The organism is Thiomicrolovo immobilis, from assembly GCF_039645955.1.
GTDB classification, from domain to species: Bacteria; Campylobacterota; Campylobacteria; order Campylobacterales; family Sulfurimonadaceae; genus Thiomicrolovo; species Thiomicrolovo diazotrophicus.
Genome location: NZ_CP147916.1, coordinates 1,906,950 through 1,923,031 on the forward strand (window position 1 = coordinate 1,906,950; position 16,082 = coordinate 1,923,031).

Consider the following 16,082-nt stretch of genomic DNA (forward strand, 5'->3'; position numbering starts at 1 on the left):
ACGCACTTGGCTTCCGGTCGCTCGCCGAGATGGACGCGACGCTCAGCTACGAAGAGTTCAGGGAGTGGGAAGAGTATTTCAGCATCGAGCCTCCTGCATCGGAACGCATGGAAATACAGATAGCCATGCTCATACAGATGATCTCCGGTTTTATGTGGAAGAAGCCGGGAGAAATGCAGGATTTCATGGTATGCGCCACGAAGCGAAAGAAACAGAAGTCGAAGGCGTCAGCCCTTCTTACCAAAGTCAAAGCACTTTTTAAAGAGGAAGCATGAGCAATACAATCGGAACGGTCTTGATCGATGTTGCTGCGGACGTATCAAACCTCGTCAGCGGAATGGACAAAGCGGACCGCATTTCTCAGGATCGCTCCAAAAAGATTGTCGGCTATGTGAAGGGCATAGGCGCCGCTCTCGGCGGTATCGCAACTATTCATGTTTTTGAATCGATCATAAGCGGCTCAATTGACTCCGCAGACGCCATAGAGGAGCTGTCCGAAAAACTCGGCATGACCGCGAATGAGCTCTCACGGCTCGAATACTCTGGGAGCATGACCGGCGTGTCTATGGGAACATTAAATGCGGCGATGTCCGCCATGATCCGCCGTACGGAGAACTTCAAAAGAGACGGAACAGGTGCAGCGGCAAAGGCAATGGACGACCTCGGCATTTCAGCCGAATATGCAAGGGAACACTTCACCGATACAAACACGACGTTTCTTCTGCTGCTCGACAGACTTTCACATGTAGAGGACCAGACGAAACGTACCGCAATTGCCCAAGACCTTTTCTCAAAATCGGCGTCCGGCGTTGTGCTGATGGCGAACATGGGCGCAGACGGATTGAAGAAGCTCGGTGACGAGGGGGAGCGCCTCGGAGCTGTCATCTCTGATGAGTACGCGAAAGATGCCGCCGAATTCAACGAAAGCCTCGATCGCATGGGCAAGCATATCGACGGTATCGCAAATTCAATAGGGGCGAAGCTCCTCCCGTCCATGGCTGATTTTTTTGGGAACATCCACGAGTTCTTGAGTGATGATCAGTCTATGGAGTCGCTTTCTGATGGAGTGAAGTATGCCGGGCTCCTGGCCGGCGGTATCGCCTCTACAGGTGTTGCCATGAAGGTAGCTGGCGCTGCATCATCCCACTATTCAAAAGTGCTTCTGCTTCAAAACCAGCTGGGCATGCAGGGTGCCGCCGCGGCGATGGCTCATGCCAGATCACTTCAGTACCAGGCTATCAAAACAAACGTGGCCACCGTATCTACACGGGCGCTTTCCGTTGCCATGCGCGCCACGCCTTACGGCCTGATCGCGTTCGGATTCGCAGAAGTCGTCTCTGCCTTCATCGACACCAACGAGCAGCTCGACTATCTCAAAGAAGGGTTTGACGAAGCGGCATTGGCCGCAAAAGGGCTTAATCGCGAAACCGCACTTTACGAAAAGAAAAAAGCGATGGAGAAGCTTCGCGATCTCACGCTTGAGATCCAGACGCTTAGCACGAAAAAAGTAAGCCTGATGGGCATCAGCAACCAGGAGGAAGCCGACCTTCTTCTTGCTAGAAAACATATGGATGAGCTGAGGGAAGCAATCAAGTCCCTCAATGTAATCATCGACGGAAATACAAAATCGAACAATGATAATTCGGATAGCATTACCAATACCAAAAGCAAAACTGATGCATTCGTCAGGAGCATTGATGCCGAACGCGAGGCATTACGAGATGCTGCTGAGTGGATGCAAGGCCTCTACGATATCGAGGTAAAAGTCAACGGGACCGACTATGACAGGAAGCTGAACGATATCACTAAAGAACTCGTCAAGATGGCAGACGCAGGTGCAGATGCTACCACCATGATGCACTTTTACAATCAGGAGATGGAGAAATTTTACGCCGCTCGTCAAAATGACCCAGAGCTCGACCAGTGGGGTAGCCAGCTATCCTCCGCGATGAACGTCATCACATCGGACGTCGACAAGATCAATGACAAATACATGGCCATGCATGACGTCGTCAAGGATCTATTCGACGAGAACGAAATGCAGAAGTTCTATGCTGCCTGGCAGAAGGAGGCCGAGGGAACATTTGCCAACGCACCTGACGCTGCCACATGGTTTGACGGCTGGACCGACGTAGTAACGCAGACCTTCATGACCGGGATCCAGGACGCTTTCGACGGCGGGTTCGATATGAGCAACTTCATTGAGACGATGACGGGTGCTCTTGGCAATTCATTTGCCCAGGCTTCAATGAATGCAGGTATGCAGAGTATAGCTGCAGGAGGTTCGTTCGGAAGCGGAAATGTTATCGGGCTTGCAGCCGGGGTCGGGCTCATGGCCGCTGGTTCGTTGATGGGAGAGAGCGACTCCGAAAGCGCAACCGAACGCCTTATACGCCTCGAAGAGGAGCGCATCGCCGCCATTGATGAGCAGACGAATAAGCTCCTGGCCAAGCTCGACGAGCAACTTGATGTGCTGAAGACGATCGGGGACATCAGCGGAGCCACCGCGTCCGGGGCGGCCAAGGCAATTTCCGAATTTGCCCTCACGTACGAGAAGGAGCAGGCTTTCGGCCGCGCGTATTTGAACAGAGACGTGCTGGACGAACTGTTCGGTAGCGATATCCCGTTCGACTACACCGTATCGACCGTGGCGACCGGTGGCGCCTCGGCGTATGCAAATGCCGGCGATGTCCTGGCGGCACTGAGCATCGGTGCGCAACGGCCATGGGAGTCCGGTGAGGACTACCTCGCCCGCATCGGAACGGGGCTGTCCGACTTCATCGACCTGGTCGACGGGGCGACGCCGATGCTCGGGGATATGTCGCAGGCCATCAGCTCGCTTGAGAGATTTGTGGGAGAACTGGGGGTGGAGTTCATCCAGCTGGCGGAAGAGCTGTCAAACACGACCGACGGGTTCAAGGATCTCTCGGACAGGCTCAGCGGAAACACGTACTGGCAGGACCTCGCCCTGGAGCGCGCGAAAGAGACCATCTCCGGCATCTACGGCGGTCCGTTCGAAGCGGAGGCGTTCGCGAGCTTCCTGGACCAGACCATCACCGCGCTCGATTTCGACATCACGAAGGCCAAAGAGGTGTTCCGCACCGGAACGCTGGAAGAACAGGGGCAGATGCTCGACCAGTTCGTCGAGTATTTCAACCTCGCTTCCGATTCAACGATATCCGACGCGCTTTCGCTCACGGATGCGATAATGCTCATCGGTGAATCCATGGCCGATGCTGCCGTCCAGATGAACGAGTACACCGCGCAGCTGTCCAAGTTCGACGATTATATGCTTGGCCTCGTCAATGACCGCACGGCGGCCATGAATATTTCTCCTGTTAACAGTGCGGCATACATCCCGACTGTGCAGTACCAGGCGACGATCCCGCAGACGATCACGGCGCAGACCGATGACGAAACAAAGCAGCTCCTCTTCACGATGTCGAAATCAATACAGGCGCTGAATGACAAGTTCCGCATGGCATTTGACGGGTCGAGTACCGACGGCCCGGCACTCCGCACAAAAGTGATCGCATGACGCTCCTGACCCAGAAAACCTTTGACCTGCTCAGCACGACGGCCGCAGACACGTCGTACCCTGCATGGGACTCTGCCGGTAGCTATGCGCTGGATGATAAGGTCATCTATAACCGCTATATTTACAAGTGCATTGACGGAGCCCCAGCTACGCCGCCGGCATGGAGCAACGTCTCTCAGTATGCGGCCGGTGACCGTGTTGACTATAGCAGCGCCACGTATGCCTTCCTCAGCGAATACCTGTCGCTTCCGAGCCCGGACAGTGATTCGCGCTATGACCTGCAGACATACACGACATGGAACGATACGACGACCTATAGCGCGGGTGATGTTGTATTGGTCTACTCATGGTACCCGATGCTCAGGAAGCTCTACCGCTGCAAGGTTGGGAACACTGGGCAGACACCAAGCTGCACAAGCACCTATTGGGATTGCGGAAACCTTTGGAACGACACGACATTCTATGCTTCAGGGGCATTCGTCCTCGTTGGGGCAGGACCAGGAACACCCTACGTCACCAATTCGGCCATTACGGCGGAGACACCGGACGTTGACACAACGAACTGGTCCCAGGTGACCCCTGAAAACGACACGACAGTATGGAAGAAGGTAGGACCAGCCAACAGCCTCCGCATGTTCGACGCACAGAACACGACGAAGACGGTCGGCACCGGTGCGCTGACGGTGGCGGTAGAGGCTTACGAGGTGGACGGGCTCTACTTTGCCGGGCTGGATGCCGACTCCATCACGATCAAGGTCTACAACACCGTGACCGAAGCGCTGATCGAGGACAACGCCTACGACCTCACCTTCGAGCCTGAGGACTGGCTCGCCTACTTCATGGGCACATGGATGACGAAGAGCCGAAAGTCTTCTACCTACTGGCGGACCACAATGGATCGCGACGTCATCATCGAGGTCACGTTTGACAAGGGCACTGAAAATGCTGCATGCGGAGTCATGATCATCGGGGAAGCCAAGCCCATCGCCGTCTCTATCTGGGATGTGCGCCGCGGAGGTGTCGACTACACCGTCGTCACGCAGAATACCGATGGTAGTTCAACGGCGACGGAAACGGCCGTCTACCTCCCGCTGATCGATATTGACTCCATCGTCGATACGGATGCCACCGCCAGGGTGATCGCTGACCTGGAGGCAGTAAGAAATACCCCCATCGCCATCATCGGCGACGAGAGCGATACCTACGAGGCCGTCAATATTTTCGGTGTCATTTCATCCTTCGGCGTGACCCTGCAAGGGCCATCAAAATCAACCGTCTCCATGGAAGTGACGGGACTTTACTAAAGGAGAAAACATGTCAACACCTTCCTTGACGACGACGATAACGGCACTGCCTACACCGCCGTCGAGTACGGACAAGACGAACTTTAAATCGCGTGCCGATGCCTTTGTTGCGGCGCTGCCGACGATGGGAACGGAGTACAACGCAGGTATTACGGAGCTCAACCAGGCATTCACATGGATGGCAGAGCAGGTGACGCAGACTGGGAATAATGTGACAGCATCCCAGCTCAGAGCATGGGAGTCGGAAGCGGAGCGTCTCACAGCAGAGAGCTACGCGACGGAGCCGGAGGACGTACCTGTCAAGATCTACACCTCGGTCGGCGACGGGACGTTCACGGCGACACCGACAAACCCGGCGGAGTACTCCGCGCTGCATTATGAAGCGAAGGCCGCAGCCGACAGCAGCAGCAGCTCATCCAGTGCAACATCTTCCCAGCTCAGAGCATGGGAGTCGGAAGCGGAGCATCTCACAGCAGAGAGCTACGCGACGGAGCCGGAGGACGTACCTGTCAAGATCTACACCTCGGTCGGCGACGGGACGTTCACGGCGACACCGACAAACCCGGCGGAGTACTCCGCGCTGCATTATGAAGCGAAGGCCGCAGCCGACAGCAGCAGCAGCTCATCCAGTGCAACATCTTCCCAGCTCAGAGCATGGGAGTCGGAAGCGGAGCGTCTCACAGCAGAGAGCTACGCGACGGAGCCGGAGGACGTACCTGTCAAGATCTACACCTCGGTCGGCGACGGGACGTTCACGGCGACACCGACAAACCCGGCGGAGTATTCGGCGCTGCATCACGACTTGAAAGCAGCAGCAAGCGCCCAGTCCGCATCGGATGACCGCGCTATCGTCGAGGACGTCGCAAGCGGAATCGGGCTCGCTGAAATCTACGACATCAATCTTATAGGAGTTCAAAATGTCAACAACCCTTGATGCAAGACTCGCGGCGATTGCCGCCATCACTGCAAATGCACCCTCTGCAACGGTGCAGAGCATCGCCTATATGGCCGACGCCGTCGATGCGGTCGCGGAGGACCTTTGGCAGACGCAGGAGTGGATCGCCGCGAAGCAGGCGGTCATCGACAGAGTAGCAGCACTGTGTGCCACGGAGACGGACGGGCGTAACCTCGACTATCTCGCCAACGCGGCGCAGAAGCTCGACCGGACGTTCGACCCTGACGACTACAGCGATATCTACACAATCGGCGACGCAGGGACAATCGGGTACGGCGTCGCAGCGCTGCGCGACAGCGAAGTGCCAGCGGGATGGTTCAAGCTCTACGGGCATGACGACAAGACGAGCCCGAATTACGGCAACCTTATTGATTGGTCAACGAGCATTGGGGTTCACATTGGGAAGTTCTTCATAAACTACAATGTCGATAACACATTCGAAACCGCCATCTATGCGAAAACCGGCTTTGTCGTTCATCCAGCCTTTTTGAATGCAGGCACAGAGATGAACGGGATGATTATCGACAAATACACCTGCGGAAATGTCAACGGTATCTTCTGCTCCCGCCCCGGGATCGACCCGTGCAGCACAAGTACATTACATAACCCGATCAGTAACCTGAACGGAGCACCGCCGAACCGCGACGGGGGCATATACGCTGCGGTAGCGACACGCGGTGCTGGATACAACGTGCCTAGCATTATGCAGTACCGCGCGCTGGCTGACTTGGCGAAGGCCCATGCCGATGCAGTACCATCGACCGCAGAAGCGGCGTGGATGGACGTGCTCCCGTATGCGCCGAAGGGATGCAATAACAACGCCTTGGCCGATACGAATGACAGCGGCGTGACGTTCACTGCATCCGGCTACAGCAACTGTGCGTTGACCGGGTCCGGCATACCGTTCGCAAAAACAACGCACAATGGGCAGGCTTGCGGCGTCGCGGACCTGAACGGAAACATGTGGGAGGTCGCATCAGGCTTCACGCTGCTCGAAGCCGTCGTCGGTGTGCCGGCGGCAACGGACTTCAAGATCATCAAGCGCAGCGTCGATCTCCGCGACATCGTCAACGACGATACGACCCAGGGGCTCGGCGGGGCATACGACCCCGACCTGTACGATGCGCTTGACCTGACCGGGTACGTTGCGGCCGACCTCTCAAGTCGGTACGGAAACGGAACGGAGACAGTTTTTGAAATGAATACCGATACTGCCAGCGACGCATACAAACGCACTTCGGTCGGCATCCCCACAGCCCTTGGAAGAAGCTCTGGGGGGTCTACCGCTTTCGGGAACGACTATTTCAAAGAATACTGGAAAAACCAAATGGCCCCGACTGTCGGCGGGTATTGGGCCGCCGCTTCGAATGCCGGCGTGTTCGCGCTCGCTCTGGACCGCGCCCAGACGAGCTCGAGCTACCTTGAGGGTGGTCGCGCCTCGTATTTCTTGTAGGGCTGAGCGATAGCGATGGCCCTGAAGCATAAAGCCAATATTAATGAAGGAGTACAAAGATGTTTCGGTATTTTGAATACAGCAGGGTGACAGAAGGAGGCGAGATCATGGATCTGATCGTGCCGGGGAAAGTGGAGGCAAATGTGCTTAGTTTCGGTGGAAACGACTTTATCGTTTCCGTGTCAGGAGAGGATGCAGACATTACGGCATTTGCGCAAATGCAGCACTCGGCGCTCGCCATAGAGGAGCTGACGGTCGATGCCTTCATGGCGCTTGCCAAGGAGTCGGAGCAGATACGGGCTATCAATTACTCGGTGGCCCGCGAGATCGCAAAGCGATACTCCATCGCCGACGAGATCGGTATGATGAAGCGCGCAGAGACCGACCAAAAACGCGTGGCATATGAAGCTTACGTTGACTCATGCAAGACCGAAGGCGACGCCCGCAAGGCCGAGCTTGGGTACGCATGACGAAAGCGGTCATTCGTTTCCGGTGAGCTTGCCAAGCTTGGTATCAGTGTCATTCAATAAAAGGAGAGTGAGATGATGTTTTTAAACGAAATGAGCCAGCCGGATAAGAAGAAGCACTTCATCTATGAGGCAGTGGTGGCAATCATCGCCGTCGTTGCTTTCATTGCGCGGAGCCTTTACCGCACCGGTGCTGTCGACTTGATCGATGCCGGCCTCGTTGGTCTTGCTGCAGCTGCAGCGGCCGGGTTGCTCAAAGGAGTGCTCGACTGGCTCACAAGGTTCTCCTGGTGGCGCGAGCACGTTTCGAGTAAACCGTGGTGGCCGCTCCCGGAAGAGGGCCATGTCGATATCTATGACTTCATCGCAGGGATGGCCGGCGGCGCTGCCGTCTCTATCCCGGTGATCATTGCAGGGGCGATCTGGAAGCTGATTGCCATGTTCATATAGGAGCCATCACCTAATGACAACAGTCGCCACATCAAAATCGGAGGTCAACACTAATGCCAAATAGAGTAAAGGAGATTGGCACCGGGATCATCATGAACTGGTTCCTTGGTGGACTTGGCCTCATCATTGTTGCGACGATGTCATACGCTGGGACGCAGGCGACAAAGGTTCCGGCACTTGAACAGAGGATCGAGGACTGCAAAGAGAGCCACAGGGCGCAATCTGAAATAAACAAAGAACTGATTGCCCTCGTCAGGGATACCAGGGAAGAGCTCGCTGGGGTAAAGGCCCAGCTATCTCAGCTCAACAAATCACTTGACCGGATTGACAGGAGAAGATGATGGCAACCGCAGCAGAAAAGACCGAACGCCGCTATCGGATCATCAAATGGCTTCTAGCATACGGGGCTGTGTTCGGGATAGCCGTTCTCTATCTTCTTTACAAGGGAATTGATGTGTCAAAGGTCGAATGGCTTGGAACAGCTGTGTTAGCGACAACGGTGGCACCCGCAGTGCTCAACTGGTTCTCAAAGCCGCCAACTGACGACAGCGCTTTGCAATAAAGTAATATAGAAGGAGAGAGAGGCCATGTGGAAAGAAAACCTTATCGAACAACTGAAAGAGCATGAGGGGTTCCGCGGGGATCCGTACAACGACCATCTCGGCTTCCCCACAATAGGATATGGCTGCAAGCTCCCGCTGAGCAAAGAGGAGGCGACCGTGGTACTGAAGATGCGCCTCGAAACGAAGATATCCCAACTCGAATCGGCCGGTGATGTCTTTGAAACGCTCCCAGAAGCGGCGAAAGAGATCATCGCCAACATGGCCTACCAGATGGGCGTCGGTGGTGTGATGAAGTTCAAGGACATGTGGGCCGCACTCGGCCGTGGAGACTTCCCATCCGCCGCAGCAGCCGGCAGAGACTCCAGGTGGTACCGCCAGACGCCGTCGCGCGCTGAAGAGCTGATGTCAAGACTGGAGGTGCTGTGATGGTACCGCTTAATCTTGTGCTTATCGCCGGCGGCGTAATCCTGTCGGCTGTTCTCACCGGAGCGTTCTTCCTGCGCATCTATATCGCTTCTCTCAATGGCGATATCGACGCCAGGGACCAAACGATCATCCAGATGAATGAAGCGTACATCGCGGAGCATACGGCAAAAGCCAACTGCGATGCGAACGTAGTGACACTCCACGCTGCTATTGACGAGAGTAACGCAGAGGTCGAGCGCTGGCGAAAGAAGCCGCCGGACGTGAAGGTCGTGACCGTGACGCAGGTGGTAGAGAAACTGAAGATCGTCCGCAGCGACGACAACGTATCAGAGGAGGAATGCTATGAGACACACTCTGTACTCGAGGCCGTGAGGGGGGCAGGACTATGAAAGCAGTACCGATGAAGCTGATTCCAAACGATGAGGGAACGCATACCTTCGTGAAGTGTCCAGTCGAGGAAGCTACGCACGTAAAGTTGATGCTACCGTGCCACCCGGCAGGATATCCAACACATCTCCAAGTGCAGTTGAGAGGGTCTAGAGCGGATACCGGAAATTGGTCATGGAACGGCGACACTGAAAAACCAACCCTAAAGCCTAGTGTTTTACTTGGACCTGTTCCTTGGGGCCCTGAAATGAAAATCTACCGAAGCCACTCATTTATCAATGATGGAATGGTGAAGTACCTTGACGACTGCTCGCATGATCTCAAAGGTCAGACGGTAGAACTGTTGGAGGTGGACGATGAGTAGAGTTGCCGCATTACTGCTGCCAGCCACGCTAGTCTTTAGCGGCTGCACATGTAAGCCGGAGATCCGCACCGAGTTCGTCCACCGGCCAGTGAAGGTGAAGGTGCCCGTCCCGTGCCGCGTCCAGAAGACGAAGTGCTACGACATGTCCGACATGAACGACAGCGAGGTCGTCATCGAGCTGGTACGCTGCATCGAGGCGCACCGGGAAGCAGAGAGGGTATGCCAGTGAACGAAGGCCCGAAATTCATCTACTGCAAGTGCGGAGCGCACTACATCGACAGCTATCCGAAGTGCCCGGAGTGTGGAAAGGAAAACGAGGAATATAAAGGGGAGGAGAAGAAGAAATGAGGCGGGGCACGCCGTGCCCAATGTATATGCCAAATGTGTGCCGATAGCATATAGTAGAAGATAAAAAAGTTTATGAAGTCCCTATTTTAGGCACTTGTAAAAATGGTGCTGGTATCAAGTCTCTCTCTTGACACCATCCACCTAAAAACTCCCTATTTACAGAGCTCCCAGATTCAAGCACTGCTCACTATGCTCATACGTGTCATTTCGAGAGAACTTTTTATTTAGAACCGTGTGATGTATCACGCCTTTCGATCGGGACGATCTTTTGCTCTACTTCTCTCTATTTTCAAGTTTCATGATGGTGTCAGTCAGATAATTTCGTATCTCCTTTAACGAGTCACGCACCTGTACATATTTTTCTCTTATTTCCGGTTCATCAAAATAGAAATCGTCGCGATCGTACGTACCGATTTTGTTCAGGTTTTCGGCAGCCAAGTCGATATGCTGAATACGCTGTTCAATACTTCTTATGAGTATTTTTTGATGATGGTTTGACATTGAGTTTCCTTTGATTTTAATATGCGAATTATTTAACTGCAGATTATGTTCGAAGCGTGCCCATCTACGGCACTGGCGTTCTGCCGGTATCTATATTAGTGCGTTTTCCTGATATAGAAAGCCGCGTAGTTTTGTTCCGTATTTCTTGGCGTTGTATGGACAAAACCCTCGGCATCGACAAGCTGCAGCCCTTCGGGGAGTTCTGCCGCCATCCTGTTTCGGTCATACTGCATCGCATTCAAGCCTGCACACTCGGTTTCCCCGTCAGCGGCAAAGGTATTGATGATGGCGGTTCCGCCGGGAAGCAGGGAGGCATGCAGGACCGCAAAATACTTTCGGCGCTCAGTCGCCTCCTGCAGAAAGTGGAACATCGCCCTGTCATGCCAGACCCGGAACTGCTTCTGAGGGTTGAAATTGACGATATCCGAACAGACATAATCGGGGATGTCCGCATCCCGCGCCAGGCGATCCCGCACGATCTGCAACGAGGCTTCGGACGCATCCAGCAGACAGAGGCTGCGGTACCCCTTCGCGATGAGATTGTCGACTAGCAATGAAGCGCCGCACCCCACGTCGATGACGGCATCCTCCGCGCCCGAAAATCGTTCTATCTGTGCAAGGGATTTGGCGGGAGTGGTTTGATGCCATAAGACATCGGTATAGGTTTTTGACCTGAAAAGGTTGTCCCAGTGCTCCTTGCGGGATGCTTCTGCCGTATTCGCCATATGGTTCCTTTAGCGTTCACTGTTGAGACCGGTGATACGAGCGTACCGTCGGCAAAAAAATCGGCTCCGGACCGTTAGGAGAGCCCCAGCTCTTTGTCGATGTTCTTCTGGTCGAAGCCGCAGATCCAGCGGTTGCCGATGAGCACGACCGGGACGCCGCGGCAGCCGTGGCGCATGCAGTCCTTGGCCGCCTTGGCATCTTTGGAGATGTCGATGGTGCGAAACCTTATGCCTTTGTTCTTGAGGTACTTCTTTGCCTTATCGCACCAGGAGCAGCCCGGCGCCGTAAAGAGGGCTACGGGCTTCTGGCTATTGGGCTTCGGCTTGCCGCCGGCTTTTGAAGCGGCAGGCCTGGTGCCTCCGGGTTTTTTCCCCTGTGGTCTGCTCTTGGGTTTCTCCGCCATCGCTCTGTCGCCCTACTCTTTCGTCACGATATAGAGCTGCTCGTGGTTGTACTTCTTGAGCAGGTCCATCACCGTCACGAAGTTCTGAAAGGTCGCGTCTTTGTCGCTGCGCAGCACCACCGTCTGGTCTTTGGGGATCTCCGCAATACGCTTTTCCAGCTCCGCGACGCTGATCGGCGTCTTGTCGAGATGGTACTTCCCGTCCTTGGTGACGTAAACATCGATCTCTTTGTGGTCCTCTTTCTTGTCCGCGGACTTGGCATCGGGGAGTTCCACGGGCAGGATTCCCTGCTTGATGAACGTCGCCGTCGTCACGACCATGACCAGCAGCACGAGGAGGATGTCGATCAGCGGGATGACGTTGATCTGATCAAAGCGTTTACGCTGCATCCCGCTGATTCCCTTTTTGCGTGTTGACGTCCCAGTAGGTGAGCAGCCGTTCCATCTTGCGCAGCAGCGCCGTATAGAAGACGATGGAAGGGATCGCGACGAGGATACCGAAACCGGTCGCCTTCAGCGCCAGCGCCAGCCCCGTCATGACTTTTTTCGTATCGACCGCGCCGATCTCGCCGAGACCGTAGAAGGTGATCATGATCCCGAGGATCGTTCCCAGCAGCCCGACATAGGGCGCATTGGCACCGATCGCCGAAATCGTGGAAAGGTTGTCGCTGAGATCAAGCTCCAGCAGCTCCTTGCTCTCATAGGAGTTGACGTCGACGCCTCTGTAATACATCAGCCGCTCAATAAAAAGCCACAGAGCGATCACACTCATCACCAGCAATGTGCCCATGACTCCATAGTCCAACAACTGTTCTGCCAACTCCAACCAATTACCCTGCATCTTCTGCTACCTCCGCTAAATTTAATGTTACCGTCGTCCCCTGCCCCGGCGTCGAATCGATACTGAGCCCGATCTTGTGCCGGTCGCAGTAGCGTTTGACGAGATCGAGCCCGATCCCGTAACCCGGCAGGGAGTCGTCGCTTTGATAGTAACGGTCAAACACCTTGAAGAGTTCGACCTCGTCCATACCGCGCCCTTCGTCGCTGATCTCCAGGCGTTTGGCCTTCAGGCGCAGGCTTATCGTCGTCCCTTTTGGGGAGTTCTTGACCGCATTGTCGATCAGATTGTCCACGACTTTAATGAGGCCCATTCTATCGAGTTTCAGACTAATGGGCTCTAAATCACACGCCAGCGTCACACCGGGGTATATCTCCTGCAGCGCCTCGCAGCGCTCCTGCAAAAGCGGGGCGACCGCAACGGTGTCGATCCGCTCGCGCTGCATCTGGCTTTTGATCAGGTAGTCCAGTTCGTCGTAGCGGGCCTCAAGGAGTTCGCAGGCCGAGGCGATCCGTCCGAGGCGCTTGCGCGCCTTCTCATCCGTGCACCCCTTCTCGAGCATCTGGGCGTTCGTTTTGATCGTGCTGACAGGGATGTTCAGCTCGTGCAGCGTCTCCTTGGAAAAGCGTTCCAGGGTTTCAAAATGGCTGATAAGCGGTTCGATCGCGATCTTGGAAAACATCCACCCCAGCAGCAGCGCAAAGGGCAAGGCGATGAAAAGGAGCGAGACGATGGAAAAGATCTCGAACTGCAGTTGGAGGACAAAGACCCCGGCGACGATTGTCAGTACCGAGACGACGTAAAAGAAGGCGATTGCCAGGAAGAAGTTACGAAACAAGGCGATACCCTACTCCACGGATATTTTCGATCATCTCCGCGCCGATCAGCTGTTTGATCCGGTTGATGTAGACGCGTACTGCCCCTTCGCTCCCCGCTTCGCCGGCGCTCCAGAGCACCTCCTCGATCATCGCCTTCGTGACGGTCTTGTTGCAGTGACGCATCAGCAGGGTCAGCAGGTCGTACTCTTTACGCGTCAACTCGAGGGGATCGCCGTCAAAGAGGACGGTATGATGCTCCGCGTCATGGCAGAGACGCCCGTTGCAAAGCCCCTCGAGCCTGCCGCTTCGGCGCAGCAGCGCGGTGATGCGCCACAGCAGCTCATCGTTGTCAAAGGGTTTGGTCAGGTAGTCGTCCGCTCCGGCCGTGAAGCCGTCTTTGCGTTTCTCTTTTTCTTTGTGCGACGTCAGGAAGATCGTCGGCGTCGTATCGGCCGCGGAACGCAGTTCGGAGAGCAGCGTCAGGCCGTCGACCTGCGGGACGTTAATGTCGAGCAGATAGAGGTCGAAACTCTCTTCAAACGTCACATCAAGCGCTTCCTGACCGTTACGGCACCACCGTACGCGGTAGCCCTCATCCTCAAGCAAGTCGCCGAGCGTCTCGCCCAGCAGCAGATCGTCTTCAAGCAGGAGGATGCTGGCCGTCGTCATAGCACGTCTTCGATACTCCAGCCGAGCGTTTCGCCGGCGAACATCGGAACGACGTCGCCGTATTTGGCCGGAACGGTGAAGGGGGTGTCGGAGAGGGTCACCTCTTTAAACTCGGGGCAAATGCCGTAGATACTCTGCGCATTGTCACTGACAAACGCCTGCAGGTTCTCCAGTTTACCGTATTGGTCGAAGAGCTCACACAATGCCTGCAGCGCGATAGGCGCCGTAAAGACGCCGGCGGCACAGCCGCAGGCCTCCTTTTTATGCTGCGGGTGCGGCGCGGAGTCGGAACCGAACATGACCTTCGGATGCGCCTCAAGCGCCACTTCAAGCAGCGCCTCGCGGTCTTCGGGCCGCTTGGCAATAGGCTTGCAGAAGAGGTGCGGCCGCATCAGGCCGCCGGCAACGTCATCGAGGGTGATGAGCAGATGATGCAGGGTGATCGTCGCATAGAGATTGGGGTACTGCTCCAGCATGTCCACCGCCGCCTTTGTCGTAATGTGCTCCATCACGATTTTGAGGTCGGGGAAGTTGGAAGCGAGCATCTCGTAAACGTTCATAAACTCCGCTTCGCGGTCCATGACGAAGCCGTCAGTCTCGCCGTGGATCAGCAGCGGGATCTCCAGGGCGCTCATCGCCTCGAGGGTCGGACGCATGGCATCAAGGTCAAAGCTGCTGACACCGCCTTCGGAGTTCGTCGTGATCCCGGCGGGGTAGAGCTTGACGGCGAAGATGTCGTCGCGCACCTCTTCGAGGAAATCGCGCTCATAGTGCTGGTAGAAAAGGGTCATCATCGGCTCGAAGTAGTCCGCGTTCGTCGTTTCAAACAAATCGTCCTCGTCGCTCAGCGGCGTTCCGAGGGCCGTGAAGATACGCTCTTTATAGGCTTGAACATCCTCTTTTGTCGTGACCGGCGGGACGAGGTTCGGCATGACGACCGCCCCGCTGAAGCTGTAGGCGCTGAGCGGAGCGACCGTCTCGAGCATTACTCCGTCACGGAGGTGGAGGTGCATGTCCAGTGGCATTAAAAGCGTATGCGTTTTCATCAAAATCCTTGAAGTCTTAATCAATACTTTATTCTAACATTTCACGGATTTATTTGAGCACAAAGCGGATCGGGACATGCAGTGTCAGCGCGTGTTTCGGGTGCGGCAGACGGCCTGAGAGCGACGTAATCGTACGAACGGCAGCCCGGTCCAGAATGGCGCGGGCATGCCGCTCGACCGAGACGTCATGAACCGTGCCGTCCGTTTCCACCCTGAAACTGGCGATGACCTCCCCTTCGATATGGCGTTTGCGCGCCATCCGCGGGTAGTAGAGGTGGCGCTGCAGCAGCTGCGCAATGACAGCCAGATGCTCATTCATGTAACTTTCGCTGCTCTGCTGCGCAGCAGTGTCTGCCGCTCCGGTCTGCGCCGCAGCGGGCGTTTCGGCCGTGCTTTCCCCTTCGGCCGCCGCGACGGGCTCGGCTTCCTCTATCACTTCCACCGGCGTATCGGGCTGTGTCTCTTCAATGACCGGTGCCGGTTCCACCTCCGGCTCCGCTTCGACAAGCGGTACCGGTTTGACCGCTGGGGCCTTCATCACAACCGCCGGCTTGACGACCTCCCTGCGTTTTACGACCTTCTCCGGCTCTCTCTTCCGGACGGGGGCAGGCTTTGCAACAGCTGGCGCCGGCGTTACTGCCTGCTCGCTCTTTTTCGGCGGCAGCGTCGGCGCCACCCGCGACAGTGAAAGACAGTAGTGCGGGGCCTCGGACGAAACCGACAGCGGAATTTTCGGCAGCACGACGATCAGCAACACGATGCCGATCACCAGGTGCAGTGACAGTGAAACCAGAAATGCCTGCGGGGAACGTGCCATGCCGTATCC

22 protein-coding genes are annotated in these 16,082 nt (G+C 55.8%); 13 read left to right on the forward strand and 9 right to left on the reverse strand.

Annotated features, from left to right (window positions below; translation table 11 throughout):
• Nucleotides 1–29: 29 nt before the first annotated feature.
• From WCX72_RS09980 to WCX72_RS10040, 13 genes are all read left to right on the forward strand, one after another.
• Entirely contained in the window at nt 30–275 is a 246-nt protein-coding gene (locus WCX72_RS09980) for a hypothetical protein (protein WP_345969643.1), read from the forward strand.
• Entirely contained in the window at nt 272–3,538 is a 3,267-nt protein-coding gene (locus WCX72_RS09985; protein ID WP_345969644.1) for a hypothetical protein, read from the forward strand. Before WCX72_RS09980 ends, WCX72_RS09985 begins: the two co-directional genes overlap by 4 nt.
• On the forward strand, nt 3,535–4,842 hold the full coding sequence (locus tag WCX72_RS09990) for a hypothetical protein (protein ID WP_345969645.1): 1,308 nt from the start codon (nt 3,535–3,537) through the stop codon (nt 4,840–4,842). The genes WCX72_RS09985 and WCX72_RS09990 overlap by 4 nt, the downstream gene beginning before the upstream one ends.
• Before the next feature lie 10 nt (nt 4,843–4,852).
• Entirely contained in the window at nt 4,853–5,776 is a 924-nt protein-coding gene (locus tag WCX72_RS09995) for a hypothetical protein (RefSeq protein ID WP_345969646.1), read from the forward strand.
• Complete coding sequence (locus WCX72_RS10000; RefSeq protein WP_345969647.1) at nt 5,760–7,250, forward strand: hypothetical protein; 1,491 nt, start codon at nt 5,760–5,762, stop codon at nt 7,248–7,250. The genes WCX72_RS09995 and WCX72_RS10000 overlap by 17 nt, the downstream gene beginning before the upstream one ends.
• Nucleotides 7,251–7,309: 59 nt before the next feature.
• Nucleotides 7,310–7,720, forward strand: coding sequence for a hypothetical protein (locus WCX72_RS10005; protein WP_345969648.1), 411 nt, complete (start codon nt 7,310–7,312; stop codon nt 7,718–7,720).
• A gap of 72 nt (nt 7,721–7,792) precedes the next feature.
• Entirely contained in the window at nt 7,793–8,167 is a 375-nt protein-coding gene (locus WCX72_RS10010; RefSeq protein ID WP_345969649.1) for a hypothetical protein, read from the forward strand.
• Between the two features lie 92 nt (nt 8,168–8,259).
• On the forward strand, nt 8,260–8,508 hold the full coding sequence (locus tag WCX72_RS10015) for a hypothetical protein (RefSeq protein ID WP_345969650.1): 249 nt from the start codon (nt 8,260–8,262) through the stop codon (nt 8,506–8,508).
• Nucleotides 8,505–8,729 carry a hypothetical protein gene (locus WCX72_RS10020; protein WP_345969651.1) on the forward strand — a complete coding sequence of 75 codons (225 nt, stop codon included), beginning with the start codon at nt 8,505–8,507 and terminating at the stop codon, nt 8,727–8,729. Before WCX72_RS10015 ends, WCX72_RS10020 begins: the two co-directional genes overlap by 4 nt.
• A gap of 25 nt (nt 8,730–8,754) precedes the next feature.
• Entirely contained in the window at nt 8,755–9,156 is a 402-nt protein-coding gene (locus WCX72_RS10025) for a glycoside hydrolase family protein (protein WP_345969652.1), read from the forward strand.
• Nucleotides 9,153–9,545 (forward strand): hypothetical protein, encoded by a 393-nt coding sequence (locus WCX72_RS10030; protein ID WP_345969653.1) that lies wholly within the window; start codon nt 9,153–9,155, stop codon nt 9,543–9,545. The genes WCX72_RS10025 and WCX72_RS10030 overlap by 4 nt, the downstream gene beginning before the upstream one ends.
• Nucleotides 9,546–9,634: 89 nt before the next feature.
• Nucleotides 9,635–9,907, forward strand: coding sequence for a DUF6527 family protein (locus WCX72_RS10035; RefSeq protein WP_345971550.1), 273 nt, complete (start codon nt 9,635–9,637; stop codon nt 9,905–9,907).
• Nucleotides 9,900–10,136 (forward strand): hypothetical protein, encoded by a 237-nt coding sequence (locus tag WCX72_RS10040; protein ID WP_345969654.1) that lies wholly within the window; start codon nt 9,900–9,902, stop codon nt 10,134–10,136. Before WCX72_RS10035 ends, WCX72_RS10040 begins: the two co-directional genes overlap by 8 nt.
• Nucleotides 10,137–10,528: 392 nt before the next feature.
• Here WCX72_RS10040 and WCX72_RS10045 read toward each other — a convergent pair whose 3' ends face one another.
• From WCX72_RS10045 to WCX72_RS10085, 9 genes are all read right to left on the reverse strand, one after another.
• A complete protein-coding gene (locus tag WCX72_RS10045; RefSeq protein WP_345969655.1) occupies nt 10,529–10,756 on the reverse strand; it encodes a hypothetical protein in 228 nt (75 codons plus the stop codon).
• 95 nt (nt 10,757–10,851) lie between these two features.
• The gene (locus WCX72_RS10050) at nt 10,852–11,481 is read right to left on the reverse strand and encodes a class I SAM-dependent methyltransferase (RefSeq protein WP_345969656.1); all 630 of its coding nucleotides are present in this window, start codon (nt 11,479–11,481) and stop codon (nt 10,852–10,854) included.
• A gap of 74 nt (nt 11,482–11,555) precedes the next feature.
• A complete protein-coding gene (locus tag WCX72_RS10055; RefSeq protein WP_345969657.1) occupies nt 11,556–11,885 on the reverse strand; it encodes a glutaredoxin domain-containing protein in 330 nt (109 codons plus the stop codon).
• Between the two features lie 12 nt (nt 11,886–11,897).
• Nucleotides 11,898–12,275: a biopolymer transporter ExbD gene (locus tag WCX72_RS10060; protein ID WP_231018905.1), complete on the reverse strand. Its 378-nt coding sequence runs from the start codon at nt 12,273–12,275 to the stop codon at nt 11,898–11,900.
• A complete protein-coding gene (exbB, locus tag WCX72_RS10065) occupies nt 12,265–12,726 on the reverse strand; it encodes a TonB-system energizer ExbB (RefSeq protein WP_231018906.1) in 462 nt (153 codons plus the stop codon). The genes WCX72_RS10060 and exbB overlap by 11 nt, the downstream gene beginning before the upstream one ends.
• The gene (locus WCX72_RS10070) at nt 12,716–13,561 is read right to left on the reverse strand and encodes a HAMP domain-containing sensor histidine kinase (protein ID WP_345969658.1); all 846 of its coding nucleotides are present in this window, start codon (nt 13,559–13,561) and stop codon (nt 12,716–12,718) included. Before WCX72_RS10070 ends, exbB begins: the two co-directional genes overlap by 11 nt.
• Complete coding sequence (locus tag WCX72_RS10075) at nt 13,551–14,210, reverse strand: response regulator transcription factor (RefSeq protein WP_345969659.1); 660 nt, start codon at nt 14,208–14,210, stop codon at nt 13,551–13,553. The genes WCX72_RS10070 and WCX72_RS10075 overlap by 11 nt, the downstream gene beginning before the upstream one ends.
• Nucleotides 14,207–15,256, reverse strand: coding sequence for a dihydroorotase (gene pyrC / locus WCX72_RS10080; RefSeq protein WP_345969660.1), 1,050 nt, complete (start codon nt 15,254–15,256; stop codon nt 14,207–14,209). The genes WCX72_RS10075 and pyrC overlap by 4 nt, the downstream gene beginning before the upstream one ends.
• A gap of 49 nt (nt 15,257–15,305) precedes the next feature.
• On the reverse strand, nt 15,306–16,073 hold the full coding sequence (locus tag WCX72_RS10085; RefSeq protein ID WP_345969661.1) for a TonB family protein: 768 nt from the start codon (nt 16,071–16,073) through the stop codon (nt 15,306–15,308).
• Nucleotides 16,074–16,082 lie beyond the last annotated feature (9 nt).